Source organism: Capilliphycus salinus ALCB114379, from assembly GCF_047276495.1.
Classification (GTDB): domain Bacteria; phylum Cyanobacteriota; class Cyanobacteriia; order Cyanobacteriales; family Microcoleaceae; genus Capilliphycus; species Capilliphycus salinus.
The window spans coordinates 175241-193915 of the sequence record NZ_CP178543.1; the positions used below are offsets into that span (position 1 = coordinate 175241).

General features: G+C 44.4%; 16 protein-coding genes and 1 tRNA gene. 7 read left to right on the forward strand and 10 right to left on the reverse strand.

The annotated features are described in order from the left end of the window. Positions 1 to 322 precede the first annotated feature (322 nt). From ACL6C3_RS00810 to ACL6C3_RS00825, 4 genes are all read left to right on the forward strand, one after another. Positions 323 to 2482 carry a peptidoglycan DD-metalloendopeptidase family protein gene (locus tag ACL6C3_RS00810; RefSeq protein WP_413164422.1) on the forward strand — a complete coding sequence of 720 codons (2160 nt, stop codon included), beginning with the start codon at positions 323 to 325 and terminating at the stop codon, positions 2480 to 2482. Between the two features lie 487 nt (positions 2483 to 2969). After that, positions 2970 to 3042, forward strand: a tRNA-Met gene (locus ACL6C3_RS00815). A 191-nt stretch (positions 3043 to 3233) separates the two neighbouring features. Beyond that, the gene (locus ACL6C3_RS00820; protein WP_413164423.1) at positions 3234 to 3830 is read left to right on the forward strand and encodes a peroxiredoxin; all 597 of its coding nucleotides are present in this window, start codon (positions 3234 to 3236) and stop codon (positions 3828 to 3830) included. A gap of 123 nt (positions 3831 to 3953) precedes the next feature. Further along, positions 3954 to 4502, forward strand: a complete 549-nt coding sequence (locus ACL6C3_RS00825; protein ID WP_413164424.1) for a peroxiredoxin family protein — start codon at positions 3954 to 3956, stop codon at positions 4500 to 4502. Here ACL6C3_RS00825 and ACL6C3_RS00830 read toward each other — a convergent pair. Genes ACL6C3_RS00830 through ACL6C3_RS00840 form a run of 3 tightly spaced genes read right to left on the reverse strand, consistent with a single transcriptional unit; the run spans position 4499 to position 9316 of the window. Continuing rightward, on the reverse strand, positions 4499 to 5845 hold the full coding sequence (locus ACL6C3_RS00830) for an OB-fold nucleic acid binding domain-containing protein (RefSeq protein WP_413164425.1): 1347 nt from the start codon (positions 5843 to 5845) through the stop codon (positions 4499 to 4501). The genes ACL6C3_RS00825 and ACL6C3_RS00830 overlap by 4 nt on opposite strands. Next, positions 5838 to 6611 carry an endonuclease gene (locus tag ACL6C3_RS00835; protein WP_413164427.1) on the reverse strand — a complete coding sequence of 258 codons (774 nt, stop codon included), beginning with the start codon at positions 6609 to 6611 and terminating at the stop codon, positions 5838 to 5840. Before ACL6C3_RS00835 ends, ACL6C3_RS00830 begins: the two co-directional genes overlap by 8 nt. Positions 6612 to 6625: 14 nt before the next feature. Beyond that, complete coding sequence (locus ACL6C3_RS00840; protein ID WP_413164429.1) at positions 6626 to 9316, reverse strand: DNA polymerase III subunit alpha; 2691 nt, start codon at positions 9314 to 9316, stop codon at positions 6626 to 6628. A 223-nt stretch (positions 9317 to 9539) separates the two neighbouring features. Between ACL6C3_RS00840 and menD the strand changes: the two genes are divergently transcribed. Beyond that, positions 9540 to 11285: a 2-succinyl-5-enolpyruvyl-6-hydroxy-3-cyclohexene-1-carboxylic-acid synthase gene (gene menD, locus ACL6C3_RS00845; RefSeq protein ID WP_413164430.1), complete on the forward strand. Its 1746-nt coding sequence runs from the start codon at positions 9540 to 9542 to the stop codon at positions 11283 to 11285. Here the strand turns inward: menD and grxC are convergent. From grxC to ACL6C3_RS00875, 6 genes are all read right to left on the reverse strand, one after another. Further along, positions 11282 to 11599 carry a glutaredoxin 3 gene (grxC, locus tag ACL6C3_RS00850; protein ID WP_413164431.1) on the reverse strand — a complete coding sequence of 106 codons (318 nt, stop codon included), beginning with the start codon at positions 11597 to 11599 and terminating at the stop codon, positions 11282 to 11284. The two genes, menD and grxC, sit on opposite strands and share 4 nt — an antisense overlap. Before the next feature lie 45 nt (positions 11600 to 11644). Next, positions 11645 to 11893 carry a hypothetical protein gene (locus ACL6C3_RS00855; RefSeq protein WP_413164432.1) on the reverse strand — a complete coding sequence of 83 codons (249 nt, stop codon included), beginning with the start codon at positions 11891 to 11893 and terminating at the stop codon, positions 11645 to 11647. A gap of 268 nt (positions 11894 to 12161) precedes the next feature. Next, the gene (locus ACL6C3_RS00860) at positions 12162 to 12944 is read right to left on the reverse strand and encodes a PspA/IM30 family protein (RefSeq protein ID WP_413164433.1); all 783 of its coding nucleotides are present in this window, start codon (positions 12942 to 12944) and stop codon (positions 12162 to 12164) included. 211 nt (positions 12945 to 13155) lie between these two features. After that, positions 13156 to 13935, reverse strand: a complete 780-nt coding sequence (locus ACL6C3_RS00865) for a PspA/IM30 family protein (RefSeq protein ID WP_413164434.1) — start codon at positions 13933 to 13935, stop codon at positions 13156 to 13158. A gap of 246 nt (positions 13936 to 14181) precedes the next feature. After that, positions 14182 to 14880: a PspA/IM30 family protein gene (locus ACL6C3_RS00870; protein WP_413164435.1), complete on the reverse strand. Its 699-nt coding sequence runs from the start codon at positions 14878 to 14880 to the stop codon at positions 14182 to 14184. Positions 14881 to 14980: 100 nt separating this feature from the next. Then, the gene (locus ACL6C3_RS00875; protein ID WP_413164437.1) at positions 14981 to 16198 is read right to left on the reverse strand and encodes a hypothetical protein; all 1218 of its coding nucleotides are present in this window, start codon (positions 16196 to 16198) and stop codon (positions 14981 to 14983) included. An 82-nt stretch (positions 16199 to 16280) separates the two neighbouring features. On the opposite strand from ACL6C3_RS00875, the gene ACL6C3_RS00880 reads away from it, so the two are divergent. Together ACL6C3_RS00880 and ACL6C3_RS00885 are read left to right on the forward strand one after the other, a co-directional pair. After that, positions 16281 to 16841 (forward strand): DUF721 domain-containing protein, encoded by a 561-nt coding sequence (locus tag ACL6C3_RS00880; protein WP_413164438.1) that lies wholly within the window; start codon positions 16281 to 16283, stop codon positions 16839 to 16841. A gap of 466 nt (positions 16842 to 17307) precedes the next feature. Continuing rightward, a complete protein-coding gene (locus tag ACL6C3_RS00885) occupies positions 17308 to 17538 on the forward strand; it encodes a hypothetical protein (RefSeq protein WP_413164439.1) in 231 nt (76 codons plus the stop codon). 280 nt (positions 17539 to 17818) lie between these two features. On the opposite strand, the gene menB is transcribed toward ACL6C3_RS00885, so the two are convergent. Next, the gene (gene menB / locus ACL6C3_RS00890; protein WP_413164441.1) at positions 17819 to 18652 is read right to left on the reverse strand and encodes a 1,4-dihydroxy-2-naphthoyl-CoA synthase; all 834 of its coding nucleotides are present in this window, start codon (positions 18650 to 18652) and stop codon (positions 17819 to 17821) included. Between the last annotated feature and the right edge of the window lie 23 nt (positions 18653 to 18675).

Below are 18675 nucleotides of genomic sequence, written 5' to 3' on the forward strand. Positions count from 1 at the left end.
TAGAGAGTTAGAGCCGTCAGAAACAACAGTTGTACTTTTCTGAGGAGTTAGTGTAGATTCACATCTGGACTCTTCATCGGGAAAGTGTCCAATTGGGAACATCACTAGACAGTTAGGTAGCGATTATTCAGGCTCGATCTCATTCAAGGGATAGAAAGAATAAACAAACCGCTTGCCGAAATCAACAAAGCAGGGTAACCTGACGTAAGCATTGATGACTGTCAGTGATATACATCAATTTATCAACGTGATTGATATCACTGATTTGAATCCCTTGAATTATCCAAGGACAGTTAAACGCTTCTCCATAGGAGGTCGTTCTTTGAAAGGAACAGTTCCACATTCAGACCAACCTGCCACGAAAGCCAACAAAAAACAGGCTCAAGTGGTCTTTGCACAGCAGGCAATCTTCCTCAGTAGCAGTAAAGCTTACACCTCTGCCGCTTTCTTGGGTCTAGCAATTGCCTCCGGTATTCTCTGGCCTGAAGGGAGTCAAGCCCAGACAGTGCCGACTGTGGCGACACTCACTCCGGAAATGCAGCCCACCTCAGATGGAGTTTCCAACTCTCAAGGGGGTGAAGATCAGGCAACTGCATCGGCTCAAGATTCGGAATGGCAACCGTCTTTGCTGCGAAATTTGTCGGAGTTAAACAGAAACTCCAATTCGGTTAACTCCGATTCACAGCAGGGAACAGAGCCTGTTAAAGCGCCAAAATCCGGTGTGGCCGAGTTGTCCGAGCCGGAGTCTCAAGCTCCTGTAGCCGGTTCACAATCCCAGCCCGATGCACTGCTGTCAAGACCTTCTGTTATAGAGTCGGATTCCTCCTCTGCGGGTTCCCGTGAGGCGTTCACCCCGGACTCAGGGGATTCATCAGAGTCCTTCGCCACTCCTTTTAGGCGAAGCGAGCAACGCAACTCGGCGTTATCGGAGGCAACAAGTAGTCGTCAGCCCCACGCTACACCGGAAGTACCGGGAGCGATCGTGATTGAATCTGAGTTAAGCGATAACTCCGTTTCAGTTGTCTATCGCGTCAACTCGGGAGAAACCCTCGCTCAGATTGCCCGCCGCCATAATGTCTCTGTAGAGGAGATTATCCGAGCAAATAATCTCACTGACCCCAACTTAATACAAGCCAATCAAAATCTGAGAATTCCTCAACGAGCTTCTCATCGTTCTTTTTTTCAAAATCCCTCTTCAAATCAACCCTATAAGTTTGGCAATTCTCAAAATTTAGCATCGGAATCTGTATCAGGAGATCAGTCGGTTTCCGGACTCGAAAACAAGGGTTCAAGATTGAATCAGTCGGCTAACGGAAATCCGGCGATCGCATCTGAACTTTCCGAGCCGAATGAGTCCAAAACCTTAAAACGGATTGGCAATCAGTTTAGCCGAGTCCAACCTTATACCCTGACTCCCCAAAATGAAGCCGAAAGTCAGTTTTCTTTAGATGAACTGGCGACGATGAAAGCTTCGGGTACAATTACCGAGCCAACAGCCATTGGCGGTGAATCTTTCTTGACTCGTGGGAAACTGCAAGCCCAACTGGTTTCTTCAACGGTCGATCTCAAGTCGAAGTCTTCCGAGGTTAAGGGTGATTCTCCCGCTCAACTCCATACTAGCCGTCTGCGGGCCGATGTTGACCGGCTGCGGCAAGAATATCAGATGCAGCAGGCGCAACAGTTGGCCAATGCTTCTCAACAAACCCCTCCTGAGCCATCTTCTCCCGAGGAGGATATTAACCGGACTCAGCATCAGCCTTTATTATTGCGTCGGATTAACCCGGAGTTCAACCCCGATGCTTATCAACGGCAAAAAGAAGCCGCAGGGGGAAATACTGAACCTCCCGAACAGTTCGCCGAGTCCGACACGTTAACGTCGCCCAACAGCGCCGCTTCTCTGCGACCCGGACAAGAACTCGTTGCCGAACGATCCGATGATGACGATCCGGTGGTGGCGACTGCGCCTTTAGGCTCTAGTGCTTACGATCCGTTGCAAAATCCCGCCCTCGGACGGATTGTTTCTCCCGATTTACCGCCTCTCCCCGGCCCGGATACTTATTTACCTGGGGGTACAATGCGGTTTACCGGCTATATTTGGCCGAGTCGAGGGATTTTAACCTCGGGTTACGGTTGGCGTTGGGGTCGGATGCACCGGGGGATTGATATTGCCGCTCCCATTGGCACGCCGATTTTTGCGGCCGCTCCCGGTGTGGTAACATATGCCGGATGGAATAGTGGCGGTTTTGGTAATTTGGTGGAAATTGAGCATCCCGATGGCAGTTTAACCCTTTACGCTCATAACAGTCGCGTTCTGGTTAGCGAGGGTCAAAAGGTGGCTCAGGGTCATCAAATTGCGGAAATGGGCAGCACGGGCAGAAGTACAGGCCCCCACCTGCATTTTGAGATTCATCCTTCCGGACAGGGTGCTGTCAATCCGATGGCTCTGCTTCCGAGCGAACGGGATAATCTTTCCCAACGTTAGACCGTTGAGGGGGCGGGTCGGAAAAGTCACCAAGTCAGGAGTCATGAAGTCACCGAGTTAGGAGTCAGGAGTTAGGAGTCAGGAGACAGTGAACAGTCACCCTTCGGGAACATCCGTTGCTACAACTCTGGGAACCAGAGCAACGCAGTGCAACACCTGTGACCAGTGACCAGTGATAAGTGACCAGTCCACAGTGAACACTCAAGAGTAAACACTGATAACTCGTGACTGGCGACTGGTGACTGTAAAACTGGTGACTGGTCACAGGTGTTGCAGCGAGGGCTTGCGCGGGTTTCCCCCATGAGCGCGTTCCTTGCGACGGGCGCGGTTTCCGTCAGAAGCACAGTTTGCAAGAGAGCGACTGCTGAACCCGAAGGGTGACTGGTGACTGAAGACCCCCCAGTTGGAACGCCAAAAATTTAACCCAAAAAAGGCTTGCAAGATTCCAATCGGTTGTGCTATAGTTAAAAATCGTTGATGAACGTCTGGCTCCGTAGCTCAGTGGTTAGAGCAGGGGACTCATAAGCCCAAGGTCGCAGGTTCAAATCCAGCCGGAGCCATCTAATACTGAAAAAAAGGGCGGATCTGTTCAAACTCAGATCGTCCTTTTTTGATTGGTTGCGAAGTTGTAGTCATTTCGAGTATGATATTCTCGTAACAATTCGTAAACCCGAGGAAGTATCCAGAGGATTCACTTCCCGATCGAATTGAGTCGGACATCATCGTAGAGAAAGTCAAGGAGAAATACGTTATGGCAGAAGAGTGCATTCGCGTTGGTTTACCTGCACCCGAATTTACCGCAACTGCTGTCATCGATCAAGAATTCAAAACCATCAAGTTGTCTGACTATCGCGGCAAATATGTCGTCCTTTTCTTCTATCCGTTGGACTTCACTTTTGTTTGCCCCACTGAGATAACAGCATTTAGCGATCGCGCCGAAGAATTCACCCAACTCAATACCCAAATCCTGGGTGTTTCCGTTGACAGCGAATTTTCTCACTTAGCGTGGATTCAAACCGATCGCAAATCCGGTGGAGTCGGTGACTTAAAATATCCCCTGGTTTCTGATATCAAAAAAGAAATCAGTGCGGCTTACAACGTCTTAGATCCCGAAGCCGGAATCGCCCTGCGGGGTCTGTTTATCATCGATAAAGAAGGCGTTATCCAACACGCCACCATCAACAACCTCGCCTTTGGTCGCAACGTTGATGAAACCCTCCGCACCCTGCAAGCCATCCAGTATGTACAAGCCAACCCGGATGAAGTTTGTCCTGCGGGTTGGAAACCGGGTGAAAAGACCATGATTCCTGACCCCGTTAAGTCTAAAGACTTCTTTGCGGCGGTTTAATCTAAGTTAATCCTTGAGAATGAGTGATGGGGATGGGAAAATCAGAGACAATTGTATATATAGATAACGGTTGTCTTTGACCCGTCACCCCACTCCTTCTTTCGTTGTTAACTTGTGGAAATTATGCTGACGTCTACTGATTTTAGTGGCTTACTCAATCGCCGCTTTTTCAATAATTTTTTACCGATTCCGGCGACCTATTATCTACAAATGGGTTTAAAAACACCGGATTTTGAACTGCCAGATATTACCAACGGTCAGGCGGTTCGTTTGTCCAACTACCGGGGAAATTGTCCCGTTGTTTTGGCGTTTACTCGGATTTTTACCGAAAAGCAATATTGTCCCCTCTGTTACCCCCATATTAAGGCGCTCAACGAACGCTATCAGGAGTTTGTACAGCGGGGGGTTGAGGTGTTGATGATTACCAGCACCGACGAACAACAAAGCCAAACGGTGGTTAAAGATTTGGGTGTGAAAATGCCCTTATTGTCCGACCCCAGTTGTAAGACGTTTAGACGCTATAAATTAGGTCAGGCGTTGGGAGCGCCTTTACCCGGTCAGTTTGTTTTAGATCGAGACGGAATACTTCGTTATCAACATTTATTTTCCTTTTTTGAATCAAACGCCGGGATTGATAAACTCTTAGGAGAACTCGATAAACTCGCCACCTAATCCTCGTTAAAAATACTCGCTTTAAATTGACTGCTTTTGAGGCGTTCAACAATTCCCTCCGGATCTTCTACCCAAAACCGAGAACCAAATCGCACTAAATATTGGTTAGAGATGATGGCTTCTACAGGGTATTTTGTTTGACTCTCATTGCTTCTGTATTCCTGGAAAATCATTTTCAGGTTATCTAGAATTCCCCCCCGTTCGATTTCTTCCGGTGTGAGGTCTAGTCTAACGGAGCGTTTATTTTCGGTGGGTTTCACAGTTTCTAAGAGGTGTTCAACTGATTTCATTTCTTCAATGATAAGCTGAATTTTATCCTCCTGCTTATCAACTTTACCCGTGACCAATAAAGATTTGTTTGTTTCCAGACACCCTTTAACCTCCTGATAGGTGCGGGGGAAAACAATTGCTTCCGCTTGTCCGCTGAGATCTTCGACTTGTAGAAAAGCCATTTGATCGCCTTTTTTGGTAACGTGATTTTTGATTTCTACAATCATCAAAAAAACTTTTACCTTTTTTCCATTGTGTTCGCTCAAATCTTGTAAAGTAATGGCATCTTCTTCGGTATTGATTTGAATAATAGATTTGAGGGGATGTTCGGAAACATAGAAACCGAGCAATTCTTTCTCAAATTGTAACTTATCTTTGGTCGGAAAATCATCAATTTTTGGCGGTTTGGGAGCGTCTTCGTGTGAACTGCTTTTGGTGGTTTCTCCTAACAAATCAAAAATATTCCCCTGACCAATTTCTCTATCTTTGGCTTTCTTTTGCGCCCAAGGAATTAACAAATTTAAGTGTTCAATCGCCTGTTTTCGATTGGTAATCAAACTATCCAACGCCCCGCATTTAATTAAAGAGTCTAAAGCGCGACTGTTGACAGTTTGCAAGCTAACTCGACTACAAAAATCGGGTAAATCTTTAAACTCTCCGTCTTTTTTACGCGCTTCTAAAATATTCTCTATCGCCGCTTCCCCTACATTTTTAATCGCAGATAAACCGAAGATAATTTGACCCTCAAACGGCGTAAAATCGACTTCGGAACGGTTTACATCGGGCGCGATAACTTTAATATTTAAACTGCGCTGACAGGAATCAATATATTTTTGAACTTTGTCTGTATTATCGCTATTTTCGGTGAGTAACGCCGCCATATATTCAACGGGATAATTCGCTTTGAGATAGGCAGTTTGATAGGTAACAAACCCGTAAGCCATCGAATGGGATTTGTTAAAGCAGTTAGAGGCTATCGAACCATTTTTCAGCAGGAAGTTATGATCTTTTTCGACACCAATATCATAAACGCTTTGGCTGCCTAAAGACTTTCGACTAACAATTTTAACCATGTTTGTAACTCCTTAAAATCTGTTCTATTTTGAGCCTTTTTCGTTTTAATCCTAAAGAAAAATCATTGTAAATGATCTTATAGAATTTTTGGATGTTTGTATAGCTGAATATTCTCCAATAATAAACTTTTTTTAAAGAATGTTGTACTATTGAACCCATACTTAGCAGGTTAGCCAGTTCACAAGTAAATTCAAAAGAACCAACAATACAAACTACACCTCCACTTCTACCCAAGTTGACATAAGCACAACCATCGCCATCGAAATATCCTAAAAGGTAAGCTCCTAAATATTCATCAGGTGGAAAGTAGTATAGTCCAGAAGAAGTTCGTCCGGGTTGTATTCCATAATTATACAAAGCATGAGCGATTTTTTGAGAAGAAAAGTTAATCCGATAGTGAGGAGCATAATCTTTAGGCTGAATTATTCTAATTTCACCGGAATACTCTAGTTCAGCCTTTAGGAGTTCAGTAAGTTCTCTATCAATTGACTCAAAAGCCACATAATTAGTTTTTGTTACACAGCCATCAGCGGCCAATAAACCTACTAAATAAGCTTTGGTTTGAGAGTCAATTTTATCAAAATAAGTTTCATTCAAACTATAGCGATTTCTTCGCTTAGTATTTACTCCTTCTTCTTTTAGGACTCGGGCAACAGCCCTTTCACTAACTCCCAAATAACTGGGAATGAGACGGCACTCCATACCTTGTTTAAAAGCAAGTATAATTTCTTGCTTTTTTTGAAGATCAAGTTGGTTATAGTTCATAATTTTAACTTTAATTATACCGAATCTGGATTAACCTGTTTTAATTCTAACCCTTTTTCAAAAATCTCATCGATGGGTAGCATTTGATTATCCATTGTCATAAACTTATGATCTTTTGTCGCCCGAATAATTGAACCATCTTCTAGACAATATTCAAAGACTTCTTGTTTTCCTCGATTGTGCCATTGGGCGATAGGTTGAGTATAAACAAAACCATTTTTATCCACACTGAAAACCGTACATTCTATCTTTTCATCTACAATTTTACCGATGGGTAGAGGGCCGTATTCAACCGTTAAAATTTCGGTATCATAACTCAAACAATACTCCGCGAATGCTAACATTTGATCGAATAAATGTTCGGCGATTTGTTTGCTAACACCATTTTTAGTCGCCCCATCAATAAATGCTTCTCTTTGTTTCTGCATTTCTGATAGTTTCTTTTTCCCCATCGCCCGACGCAATAAATCCGCCTGACCCAACGAATACCCCGCCAAATCTTGCGCCATTTTCATAATTTGTTCTTGATAAACGAGAATCCCGTAGGTTTCTTGTAAAATCGATTCTAACAACGGATGTTCGTATTCAATGGGAACTCTTTTGTGTTTTCTATCGATAAATTTGGGAATCAATCCCGCATCTAATGGTCCGGGTCGGTAGAGGGCTAAAATCGACGAAATATCCTCAATATTAGACGGTTTTAAATCCCGAACAATTTGCCGCATTCCCGAAGATTCTAACTGAAATACCCCTTCTAAATCTCCTCTTTCTAATAATTTATAAGTTTGCTGGATGTCGGGAGGAAGTTTTTTTACTGTTCCTTTTGCTAAGATTTGACAGGCTTTGCGTTCGTCGAAAGGAAGTTGATCGGGTTTTATTTCAATTTTTTTATTTTTCTGAATCAGGTCAACAACTCGCTGAATAATCGTCAGGTTCTTTAACCCCAAAAAGTCCATTTTCAACAGTCCCAACGCCTCAATATCTTCCATAAAATATTGAGTAATTACCGCCCCATCGTTATTTTTTTGTAACGGTACAATCTCATCGAGAGACTGTTTAGAAATTACCACACCCGCAGCGTGAACCCCGAAGGTTTTGTTGGTTCCTTCGATACGAATTGCCATATCTATCCACTGACGAACGGGTATTTTTCCGACGATTTCTCCCGTCTCATTTTTGATATCAACTTCTTCGGTTTCATAGGCGGTTTTAAATTCCGGAGAGGGAGTTTCGTCGGAAATCATTACTTTTAATTTGGCGGGTTTTCCTCTCGCAACCGGGATTAATTTCGCCATTTGATCGGATTTACTATAGGGAATTCCCAACACTCGGGCGACATCTTTTAAAACCGCTTTGGAAGTCATGCGGTTAAATGTTATAATTTGAGCGACTTTATCTTCCCCATATTTATTCGTTACATACCGAATCATTTCATCCCGTCTAGAAATACAAAAATCGGTATCAATATCCGGCATAGATTTACGTTCAGGATTCAAAAAACGCTCAAATAATAACCCGTGATGAACCGGATCAATATTTGTAATTCTTAAAGCATAAGCCACCAGCGAACCCGCAGCAGAACCTCGACCCGGACCGACGGGAATTCCATTCTCTCGGGCAAATTTAATATAATCCCAAACAACCAAAAAATAGGTTGAAAATCCCATTTTTTGCATCATTTTTAGTTCGTATTCCAAGCGCTCTTTGTAAACGGGGGGAATTTCTGAACGAGTCTGAATTTTGATTTGGTCTTTTATTCTTTCTATTAGACCTTTCCAAGCGACTTCTTCTAAGTAAGTATCGGCTGTATGATTGGGTGGAATGGTATAATCGGGAATGCGAGATTCGCCCAAAATTCCGGTGTAGGGTTCAACTTTTGCGGCAACTTCTAGGGTGTTTGCTATCGCTTCTTGAATCACATCATCGGGTAAATGATCGCGAAATAACAGCGCCATTTCTTCGGCGGATTTTAAATATTCAGTTCCCGAATAACGCATCCGTTTGTCTTCGGTAATCAGTTTTTGGGTGTTAATACAAAGTAGCGCATCGTGGGCTTCTACATCGTAGCAAGAAATAAAGTGAGAGTCGTTGGTTGCGACAATTTTAATGTCAAATTCTCGGGCTATTTTAACTAATTCTACGTTGACGATTCGATCTTCGGGCGAACCGTGATCCTGTATTTCTATATAATAATCTTCTCCAAATACTTTTTTATACCATTTGGCGGTTTTCTTCGCCACATCTAAACGTCCCTGTAAAATCGCTTGGGGAAGTTCGCCCCCCAAACAGGCGCTTGTCACAATTAACCCTTCGTGATACTGTTCTAAAAGCTCTTTATTGATGCAAGGACGGGCAAAAATACCTTTGCCTTGAAATCCTTTTAAATGGGAAATTGTCGTCAGTTTAACGAGGTTTTTATAGCCCTGTGTATTTTTTGCCAAGACAACTTGATGATATTTTTTTAGACCCCGTTGCTGTTGGGTGACATCTCCATTGATGACATACATTTCATTGCCAATAATGGGTTTAATTCCTTTAGTTCGACAGAGTTTAATTAACTCAATTGCCCCGTACATAACCCCGTGATCGGTGACGGCGATCGCAGGCATTCCTAACTCAACCGCCCGCTCAATTAATTGGGGTAATTGAGAGGCTCCATCTAACAGGCTATAATCGCTATGAATGTGTAATCCTACAAAAGTCATAATTTTTAAGAGAATTTATAGATAGTTTGACCGTAAAATTTATCTGGAGTCAGGGCGGGTTTAGTTAGATTGTCTGTGGGAAGTTACAAATGGATGTGAACCCGCCCCTACCATCTGTTTTTCCTTGTAAAAATCTGTTTATAATCTTTTTTTGCCTTTCCAAGTGTTCCACAGTTCCGCATCTATAATACTATAGATTTGTTCACTTCAGTATAATCGATTTATGAGCGACTTTCGCAATACAAATACCGTTTGGGCTTCGATTATTGTTGAAACCTTATTTCAACTGGGATTAACCACCGCTATTCTCAGCCCCGGTTCCCGTTCGACGCCTCTAACTTTTGCCTTTTCCCAACATCCAAAAATCGAAACCATTCCCGTTTTAGATGAACGTTCGGCCGCTTTTTTTGCCTTGGGAATTGCTAAAAATTTGGGTTTACCAACGGTTCTGGTTTGTACTTCGGGAACCGCCGGCGCGAACTTTTATCCGGCTGTTATTGAAGCCCGAGAAAGTCGAGTTCCGTTATTAATTTTAACCGCAGATCGTCCGCCAGAATTACGGAATTGTCACGCCGGACAAACCGTCGATCAAGTTAAATTATACGGTAATTATCCCACTTTTCAGACCGAATTGGCAACCCCTTCTTTAGAACTTGAAATATTATCTTACCTGCGACAAACCCTAATTTATGGATGGGAGCGATCGCGGGTTCCGATACCCGGACCCGTTCATTTGAATTGTCCATTTCGCGATCCCTTAATTCCCGTCCCCGAAGCCGCAGCTTTGGGATTAAAAACAACATTTCCTTCCGATTTTTTTGCCCATGTTTCTGGCGAACAACCCCCGAACTTTACCCCCAATTTAAACCCTTATCTCGAAAAATGGCAATCTTGTAAACAAGGCTTAATTATTGCCGGAGTTGCTCAACCTCAGTCTCCCCAATTATACAGTCAAGCGGTTGCTAAACTCTGTCAATTTTTAAACTGGCCCCTGTTGGCGGAGGGACTCTCACCCGTGAGAAATTTTGCCGAAAATAACCCCAATTTAATTTCAACTTATGACCTGATTTTACGCAATCAAAACTGTGCCGAAAAACTCGCCCCAAAAATTGTAATTCAAATTGGAGATTTACCGACCAGCAAACAACTAAGAAGCTGGTTAGGAAGCCTTTCCCCCGAAACCTTTATCATCGATAAAACTTATCAAAACCTCAATTCTCTCCACAGTTTAGCCGTTCATTTGCGGTGTTCTATAGAAGACATTGCTGCCAGTTTATCAGATATTCAACCCAAAAATACTAATAAAAAATATCTCGAACTTTGGCAAAATGCAGAATTGATTGTTAGGGAAAATATAGATAAAAAAATGATAACCTTTGAACAATTAACCGAACCCAAACTTTCTTGGCTGTTGCCGCAAATTTTACCCGAAAAAACGCCCTTATTTATAGCCAATAGTATGCCCGTCAGAGATGTAGAATTTTTCTGGAAGCCCAATTCTCTACAAATTCAACCCTTTTTTAATCGGGGTGCAAACGGAATTGATGGCACATTATCCACCGCTTTAGGCATCGCCCACCGCCAACAAAGTAGCGTCTTACTAACAGGTGATTTGGCACTACTTCACGATACCAACGGCTTTTTACTGCGAAACAAATTCATCGGACATTTAACCATTCTGTTAATTAATAACAACGGAGGCGGTATTTTTGAACTATTACCCATCGCCGAATTTAATCCCCCATTTGAAGATTATTTTGCAACTCCTCAGGATATTGATTTTGCTCAACTCTGCACAACCTACGGAGTAAACTATCAAAAAATCCAGTCTTGGGAACAACTCAAACAGCTACTAAACCCCCTACCAAAAGCAGGAATTCGAGTGTTAGAAATTCCCACAAACCGAAAATTAGACGCACAATGGCGCCTAAATACACTGAATAAATTTGCAGCAGAATTAGACGTTTAGGCGGTTGCTGTTTCAGCCAACAGCGGATCTAACTTTCCTTCGCCATTGAGTTGATAAATATCATCACATCCGCCAATATGTTGATTATTAATAAAAATTTGGGGAACCGTTCGCCGTCCGTTTGCTCGTTCCGCCATTTGGTTTCGGGCGGTATTATCGCCGTCGATTTTGTACTCGGTGAAATTAACCCCTTTCCACCATAATAACAGCTTGGCTCGGATACAATAGGGGCAAGTTTGCCAAGTGTAAATTTCAACATTTGCTTTAACTTGTTCGGGATGCCGCCCCAGAATAGGATTAAGAAAATCAAACATAATTCCAAGTCTTATTAAGTGATCGGTGTGCTAAAATAGAGTCAGTTAAAACATCGGTGTAATCCGTTTAATTTCATTTTGAGCGCGAGATAACCGCCTCAAGTCTTTGAGCATGACAACATAGTAATGAACGGTAAACAAAAGATTGATTCCGAAAAAAATAGCAGTCAATAAAAACCTAAACATTGTTCCAAAGCTCAACTCGGAAGCCATTGTAAAAATCGAAAAGACAATGGAACACAAACCAAACCCGGCAGAAAAGGAACTCAGAATCAGCAAACGAACTTTAGACATTTTTGACTTTAAAAACGATGGATGGGTTGAATAGTGAAACAACCGATAAGTCATTGCCTGCCAATGACTCGACTCTGACCTATTATTCCTGATTTCCCCCCTAAAGTTCAAGTTTTTTCTGGAATTTTTCCCGAGCATCTATTCCGAGGATAAGGGGTAACAATGGCTCTCTATCGGTGCCAAGTTCGTGATATTCACAAAACCGGAACATATTGCTGACAGAGAGCCAGAGTTCAATCTTTTCTAACAACTCCCAACACCCGCCTAATTAAATTTTTTGGAGTTTTTGACGTAATTCTTCCAACTCCGTATCCACTTTAGGTTTTTGGGGTTGAGTCTCAGGAGCAGCAGGCGCTTCACCTGCGGGAAGTTGACCTTGAGGTTGAGCCGAACCGCCAAGCATTTGGGCCTTGAGCGCTTCTAACTCGTCATCGATACCGTTTCCGGCTTCGAGCGCTTGAAACTGACTTTCTAAGTCCGCACCGGCTAATTCTGCAAGACCCTGAGAACGGGCTTCGGCTACCAGAACTTTTTCTTCCATGCGCTCGAAAGCGGCTATCGAGCCTGTGGTATTTATACCATTAATCAAGTCCTGCAACTGCTTATTAACGTCTGCTGCTCGTTTGCGAGCAATAAGCATCTCTTTCTTAGTCTTGGCTTCAGAAATTTTACTCTCTAGCTGAATTAAGTTGCGCTTGAGAGTCTCAACTTGAGCCGTTTGACTATCGAGAGCAACTTTAATAATATTGGCTTGCTCCTGATAACTTTTCTTGCGTTGCAAAGCTTCTCGGGCGAGGTTTTCATCTCCCTTTTGCAATGCTAATTGAGCGCGAGACTGCCAATTATTGACTTCAGATTGATATTGATTGTACTGCTGCTGGCTGCGCTTTTGAGACGCGATCGCCAGAGTCACAGCCTCACGGAGTTTGATCACATCTTCGTGCATATCAATAATAGCTTGCTCCAAGATCTTCTGGGGATCTTCGGCTTTCTCGATGATATCGTTCAGGTTGGCTCTGATCAGACGGCCGACGCGATCGAGTAGTCCCATAATACTGTTTATCCTTGAATGATTTATACAGTTAAATGCAGCAAGTTGACAAGCGAACGACCTGTATAAAACCAGTTAACTCCCCTTGCAACTTGCGATTGGTTTCTACTTCATATCAGCGTCAAGTGAGCCATTTATTAGACACCCGAACAAACGCCCGAGTAAAAGCTAGAATGAAATGCAGTCTCGCAACTCCCAATAAAATCCTCTCCTACAAATTATCAAGTTGCTTGCGTAACTCTTCCAACTCGCTATCAACTTCAGATTTTTGGGCGGAAGTTTGGGGAGCAGAATTGGTTTCACCGGCAGGAAGTGAACCTTGAGTTTTGCCAGGGCCGAGCATATTGGCTTTGAGCGCTTCTAACTCATCATCGACGCCGCTTCCGGCTTCGAGCGCTTTAAACTGACTTTCTAAGTCTGAACCCGCCAATTCTCCTGCTGCTTGAGATCTTGCTTCCATTTGCAGAACTTTTTCTTCCATGCGATCAAAAGCGGCCATTCCCCGACCGGGATCGATACCGCTCATCATTCCCTGCAACTGCTCGTTTGCCTTGGCCGCTTGCGCCCGAGCCTTGAGCATATTTTTCTTGGTTTTGGCTTCGGAGATTTTGCTCTCTAGCTGAATTAAATTGCGTTTAAGAGTATCAACTTGGGTCGTTTGTTGGTCGAGAGTAGCCTTAATGGTGTTGGCTTGCTCCTCATAGCTTTTCTTGCGCTGCAAAGCTTCTCGGGCGAGGTTTTCATCTCCCTTTTGCAGGGCCAGTTGAGCGCGAGATAACCACTGGTTGGCTTGAGACTGATATTGATTATATTGTTGCTGGCTGCGTTTTTGAGAAGCGATCGCCTGAGCGACGGCCTGACGCAGTTGCACCAGGTCTTCCTGCATATCAATAACAGTTTGCTCTAAGATCTTCTCGGGATCTTCAGCCTTGCTGACCACATCGTTTAGATTCGCTCTCACGACACGGCTAATCCGATCGAATAGTCCCATAACGCTGTTTTTCCTTGAACGATTTATAAAGTTAATTGCAGCAGGTTGACGACGTTAACCTACTTTTAGATTATCAGTTAGCTTTGGGCAACCGCTACTTGCTACTACCTCCAGTTTAACTCTGTTACCGGATCTCGCCCTCTTGCTCGATACTGAATTTTTTTCAGGTATTGATTAAGCAGAAGTTCGGGAGTCACCGAGTCGGGAAAACACTGGTCACTGATAACTGGTCACTGATAACTGTTTTCACTGTTCCCTGTTCCCTGTTCCCTGTTCCCTATTGGCGGGTAACATTTTGGCTTTCATCGCCGCCAACTCCGCATCAACATCATTATCGTTGCTTTCGAGTGCATCAAACTGTTTTTCGATATCGCTGGCTGAGAGTTCCGCGATCGCCTGAGAACGGGCTTCTAGCTGCATCACCTGATCTTCCATCTGTTCAAAGGCATTTATGGCGCCGCCGGTGCTGGTATTGCCTAAAATCTCATTGAGTTTTTCAGAAGCCTTCGCACTTCGCGCCCGAGCAATAAACAAGTCTTTTTTCGCCTTCGCCTCGCTAATTTTACTCTCTAGCTTTCGCATATTTTGCCGCAACTGTTCGACAACTTGACCTTGCTGTTCGAGTTGAGCAGACATAGCCGCTTCCGTTTCTAGATAAGACTTGCGACGAGTTAAAGCTTCTCGGGCGAGTCCTTCTTCGCCTTTTTGTAGCGCCAGTTGCGCCCGTCTGTACCATTCTTCGGCGGTGGTTTTCGTCTGAGAACACTGTCGTTCGGTGCGTTTTTGGGTGGCTATTGCTTGAGCCACCGCCTGTCTGAGTTGCACCAAGTCCTCCTGCATATCCATCACCGTTTGTTCGAGAATTTTCTCCGGATCTTCGGCTTGGCTAATCAAACTATTAATATTGGCGCGAATAATTCGCCAAATGCGGTTAAAAAGTCCCATAATATCTCTTTAAAACTAGGCTGTTGTACATTTAAACTGCATTGGTGGAAATGGGTATCGGGTCTGAGAAATTGGTGATGATCAAATGATGGCTAACAGCTTATTCTGCCGTTCTCGGGGTATCAAACTGCACGGAAATTCCTTGAACCCGCAGTTCTTCGGCTAACTGTTTGGCGCCTTGTGGATTATCCAAAGCCCCCATTTGCACTTTTACCCCGGTTTTAAACTCTCGCACGTAGGCATCCGGTACCACTTCTCGGGCTTTTTCCAGCGATCGCTCATTGCTGTACGGTGTGACCACATAATACAAATTATCGTTGGCTCTAACGGGATCGGTGTTGGGTTTGGTCGCGGCTCCGGCGGCCGGGGTCGGGGTGACAGTGGGAGCGGCTGCTGTCGGCGTGGGTGTGGGTTGGGGGGTCGGCGTAGGCGGAACCGGTTCGGGTAACAATTCATTGGTCAGGTTGTTCATTCCCGGACCGCTCGGTAAGGGACTCGGAGGTGTTAAACTCGGGCTACCGGCCGAAGGCGGAGTTGGAGTCGCCGGAGTTGGGATCGGATTGGGACTGGGATTAATATTGCTGAGTGTGTTTAAGTCCAGATCGACAAACTCGCGTGCGGCTAAGTTCGGCTGGGGTTCGATGGGTTCAACGACAGTATTTTCATCGCCGTTTTCCCCTGCGGTTTGGGCGTTGGGGTTCAATTTATTAAACCAGCGATTTAACCCCAAAGTTGCCATTCCCGACGGCGACATCACCACGTAGCCCAAACCAATGCAGGATAACAAAAACAGCAGCATCGAACCAATTCCCACCGGAGTCAATAAACTCGCCGCCCAACTCCGTTGGCGACGTCTAGCCCTGCGTTCTTCTAAACTTTTAACTAAATTTTGAGAAGATTCCAGATACCCGTCTGGTTGAAGGCTACTGCTTGAAGATGAACTGAACGAAGAAGCGCTTTGATCGGGTTCGGACTGTACCCGGGTCGCCGAACGTCGGGCCAAAGGTGCCGATTCCGGTACAACGACCGCTTCCCAACCCGATGGGGTTTTGGAACCCGAGGGTTTAGACTGGGGTTTAGGTGCCGAACTCGGTTCTATGTTGTTTTCGCCTTCGGAGACTGACAACACTTCTGAGGGTTTTTGCGTGTAGGAATTGGAGGGTTTTACCGAAGGGGTGGGAGTTTGGGCGCGTCGATAGCGTCGATATCTCGACAGTTCGTCTTCGAGTTCAACATCTAGACTCCCCAAGACGCCTTTTAGTACGGGTGGAAGGGAATCTTTAGATTTGGAACTGTTGACGACAGATGATTGACTCATTCGGGGAACTCCTTGCAGTTTTTAATGTTGGCTTGAAAATAATATTAGTAGCTCTTAAGGGTTGAGTTTCTTTATACGGATAATGTTTCAATCGCTCAATCAGATTTTAGGTCGTTTGCAAGTTCAGCTTTTAACGCCCGAACAGCAGCAGTTCCAATCCATTGTTGATCTTTGGCCTACTGTGGTCGGTCAAATGGCGATCGCTCACTCTCGACCGATTTCTCTGAGTCGGGGAGTTTTGCAGGTTGCGACTTCCGGCGCCAGTTGGTCACAGCAGCTTACCTTGAAGCGATCGCAGATGCTTCGACGGTTAAATCAAAGACTTTCTAATCCTTTGAATGATATCAAGTTTTCTGCCGCTCTGTGGCACTCTCAACCCGATTTTTCGGGATCTGAGGATCGTTTTCCCGACGAGTCCCCCCAGCATCCGAGTTTTGTTCAAAATCTTCCGTCTCCCTCGACTGAAGTTTCTCCGGTTGCGGCTACCCCTGAGGCGGCTTTTCAAAATTGGGCGGAAAGGATTCAACGGAGATCGCATTCTTTACCTGAATGTCCTCAGTGTCACTGTCCGACGCCGACCGGAGAATTGCAGCGTTGGTCTGTTTGTGCCATGTGTTTTAGCCAACAGCGCCTTCATCTGTAGTGGGGATATTCTTGGAGATCAACCGGTAAATTCTCGGTTTGTCCGGGTGGCAATTTTTGATTACGGAAACTGCTCCGACTTTCTAACTCGGAGACTGTCCGCTCTCCCCTTTCGGATCTGTCCCAGGAGATAAATTTTATCCTTCACATTTTACCATTCTTTCTACCCAAAGCGGGATGTCTAAATCTCTTTTTACACTTTTACTTGTCTTTTATCTCTCTGTGTTTGGCTTGATCCCCATCTGGTTTACCTGGTTGATGTCCCAGTTTGCCTCGATTTACACTTCTCAATATTTGGGGGTTTAATTGTATCTGTTTATAAACCGAATATAAAAAAAACATAAAATTCAGTTGTGGGTTGGGGATCGCTCAAACTCAGGCGGAATAATGATTGATCGACCATTAATAGAGGTTCGTCTATCGATGAGAATAAAGAATATCAAATCGAGATCCCACAGGAGAACCTCATGGAAGCCTCACACACTTCAACCTCATGCTGTCGCTGCTGCCAACATTACACACCAGAAGGCCGACGAGGTGGAAACTGTAGCCAGCTTCACGTTCCCGTCAAAGGAGGATGGAAGGCTTGTAACCTCGCGATGCTGGCGTTTTCGATGTCTTGGGAAGAAGCCCACAAAATTGTCGTTTTACCCCAAAAAACCGAAGCCATACCCGAGACTGTCCCCGTTGCTGTTTAGTGTTTGAGGTGAAACCAACACCCTCTTGATATTTTCCTTGTCACTGAGTAACCTATTACTTAAAAGTGGGTACTGGGGTTCAACTCAACAACAGTCCTTCACCGAGCGCGTGTTTTAATTCCGTTCAACATTAAAAAAACAAATTTTCAACCATCACAGGTCATTTACTCTCAATTTAAGATGACTCATTGACGTCACTCTTTTCAAGATAGACTCCAGTCATGGCGGGCGGTTATATTATTCTCCAAGAAATAAACTTCTCTCAGCCCGCCCCTAAATTTCAAGGAAGCCAAGGATATTGACGGAAATTCGGCTTTCGTTTTTCCAAGAATGCTTGTTTTCCTTCTGCACCCTGTTCGGTCATATAATACAACAGGGTGGCATTTCCCGCAAGTTCTTGCAAACCGGCTTGACCATCACAATCGGCATTAAACGCCGCCTTTAAACATCGAATTGCTATCGGACTTTTCTCTAAAATTTCGTTCGCCCATTGAACGCCTTCAGCTTCTAATTGTTCAACGGGAACCACACAATTAACCAACCCCATTTCTAAAGCTTCTTGAGCGTTATACTGGCGACATAAAAACCAAATTTCTCTGGCTTTTTTCTGCCCAACAATTCGCGCCATATAACTGGCACCAAACCCGCCGTCAAAACTGCCAACTTTCGGCCCGGTTTGCCCAAAAATAGCGTTATCTGCGGCAATCGTCAGGTCACAAACCAAGTGTAAAACATGACCGCCTCCAATGGCATAACCCGCCACCAACGCAATCACAACTTTCGGCATTGACCGAATTAATCGCTGTAAATCTAACACATTTAAACGGGGAATTCCGGCTTCATCAATATAGCCGGCTTCTCCCCGCACGCTTTGATCTCCGCCGGAACAAAAGGCATATTTACCATCGGTATGCGGCCCCGCTCCGGTCAGCAAAACCACCCCAATTTGAGTATCTTCGCGAGCGTCACTAAACGCATTATAAAGCTCATTCACCGTTTGGGGACGGAAAGCATTGCGTTTGTGAGGACGATTAATGGTAATTTTAGCAATTCCATCCGCCTTGTGATACAGAATATCTTCGTAAGTTTTCGCCGTTTGCCATTCAATAGACATCTTTAAAACCCGAATAATTTAAA

Bases quoted from the DNA above. Each gene is read 5' to 3' on its own strand.
- ACL6C3_RS00875 (WP_413164437.1), bottom strand. From the start codon at position 16,198: ATGAGTCAATCATCTGTCGTCAACAGTTCCAAATCTAAAGATTCCCTT.
- ACL6C3_RS00820 (WP_413164423.1), top strand. From the start codon at position 3,234: ATGGCAGAAGAGTGCATTCGCGTTGGTTTACCTGCACCCGAATTTACC.
- ACL6C3_RS00835 (WP_413164427.1), bottom strand. From the start codon at position 6,611: ATGAACTATAACCAACTTGATCTTCAAAAAAAGCAAGAAATTATACTT.
- menD (WP_413164430.1), top strand. From the start codon at position 9,540: ATGAGCGACTTTCGCAATACAAATACCGTTTGGGCTTCGATTATTGTT.
- ACL6C3_RS00860 (WP_413164433.1), bottom strand. From the start codon at position 12,944: ATGGGACTACTCGATCGCGTCGGCCGTCTGATCAGAGCCAACCTGAAC.
- menB (WP_413164441.1), bottom strand. From the start codon at position 18,652: ATGTCTATTGAATGGCAAACGGCGAAAACTTACGAAGATATTCTGTAT.
- ACL6C3_RS00830 (WP_413164425.1), bottom strand. From the start codon at position 5,845: ATGGTTAAAATTGTTAGTCGAAAGTCTTTAGGCAGCCAAAGCGTTTAT.
- grxC (WP_413164431.1), bottom strand. From the start codon at position 11,599: ATGTTTGATTTTCTTAATCCTATTCTGGGGCGGCATCCCGAACAAGTT.
- ACL6C3_RS00885 (WP_413164439.1), top strand. From the start codon at position 17,308: ATGGAAGCCTCACACACTTCAACCTCATGCTGTCGCTGCTGCCAACAT.
- ACL6C3_RS00880 (WP_413164438.1), top strand. From the start codon at position 16,281: ATGTTTCAATCGCTCAATCAGATTTTAGGTCGTTTGCAAGTTCAGCTT.
- ACL6C3_RS00870 (WP_413164435.1), bottom strand. From the start codon at position 14,880: ATGGGACTTTTTAACCGCATTTGGCGAATTATTCGCGCCAATATTAAT.
- ACL6C3_RS00865 (WP_413164434.1), bottom strand. From the start codon at position 13,935: ATGGGACTATTCGATCGGATTAGCCGTGTCGTGAGAGCGAATCTAAAC.
- ACL6C3_RS00855 (WP_413164432.1), bottom strand. From the start codon at position 11,893: ATGTCTAAAGTTCGTTTGCTGATTCTGAGTTCCTTTTCTGCCGGGTTT.
- ACL6C3_RS00825 (WP_413164424.1), top strand. From the start codon at position 3,954: ATGCTGACGTCTACTGATTTTAGTGGCTTACTCAATCGCCGCTTTTTC.
- ACL6C3_RS00840 (WP_413164429.1), bottom strand. From the start codon at position 9,316: ATGACTTTTGTAGGATTACACATTCATAGCGATTATAGCCTGTTAGAT.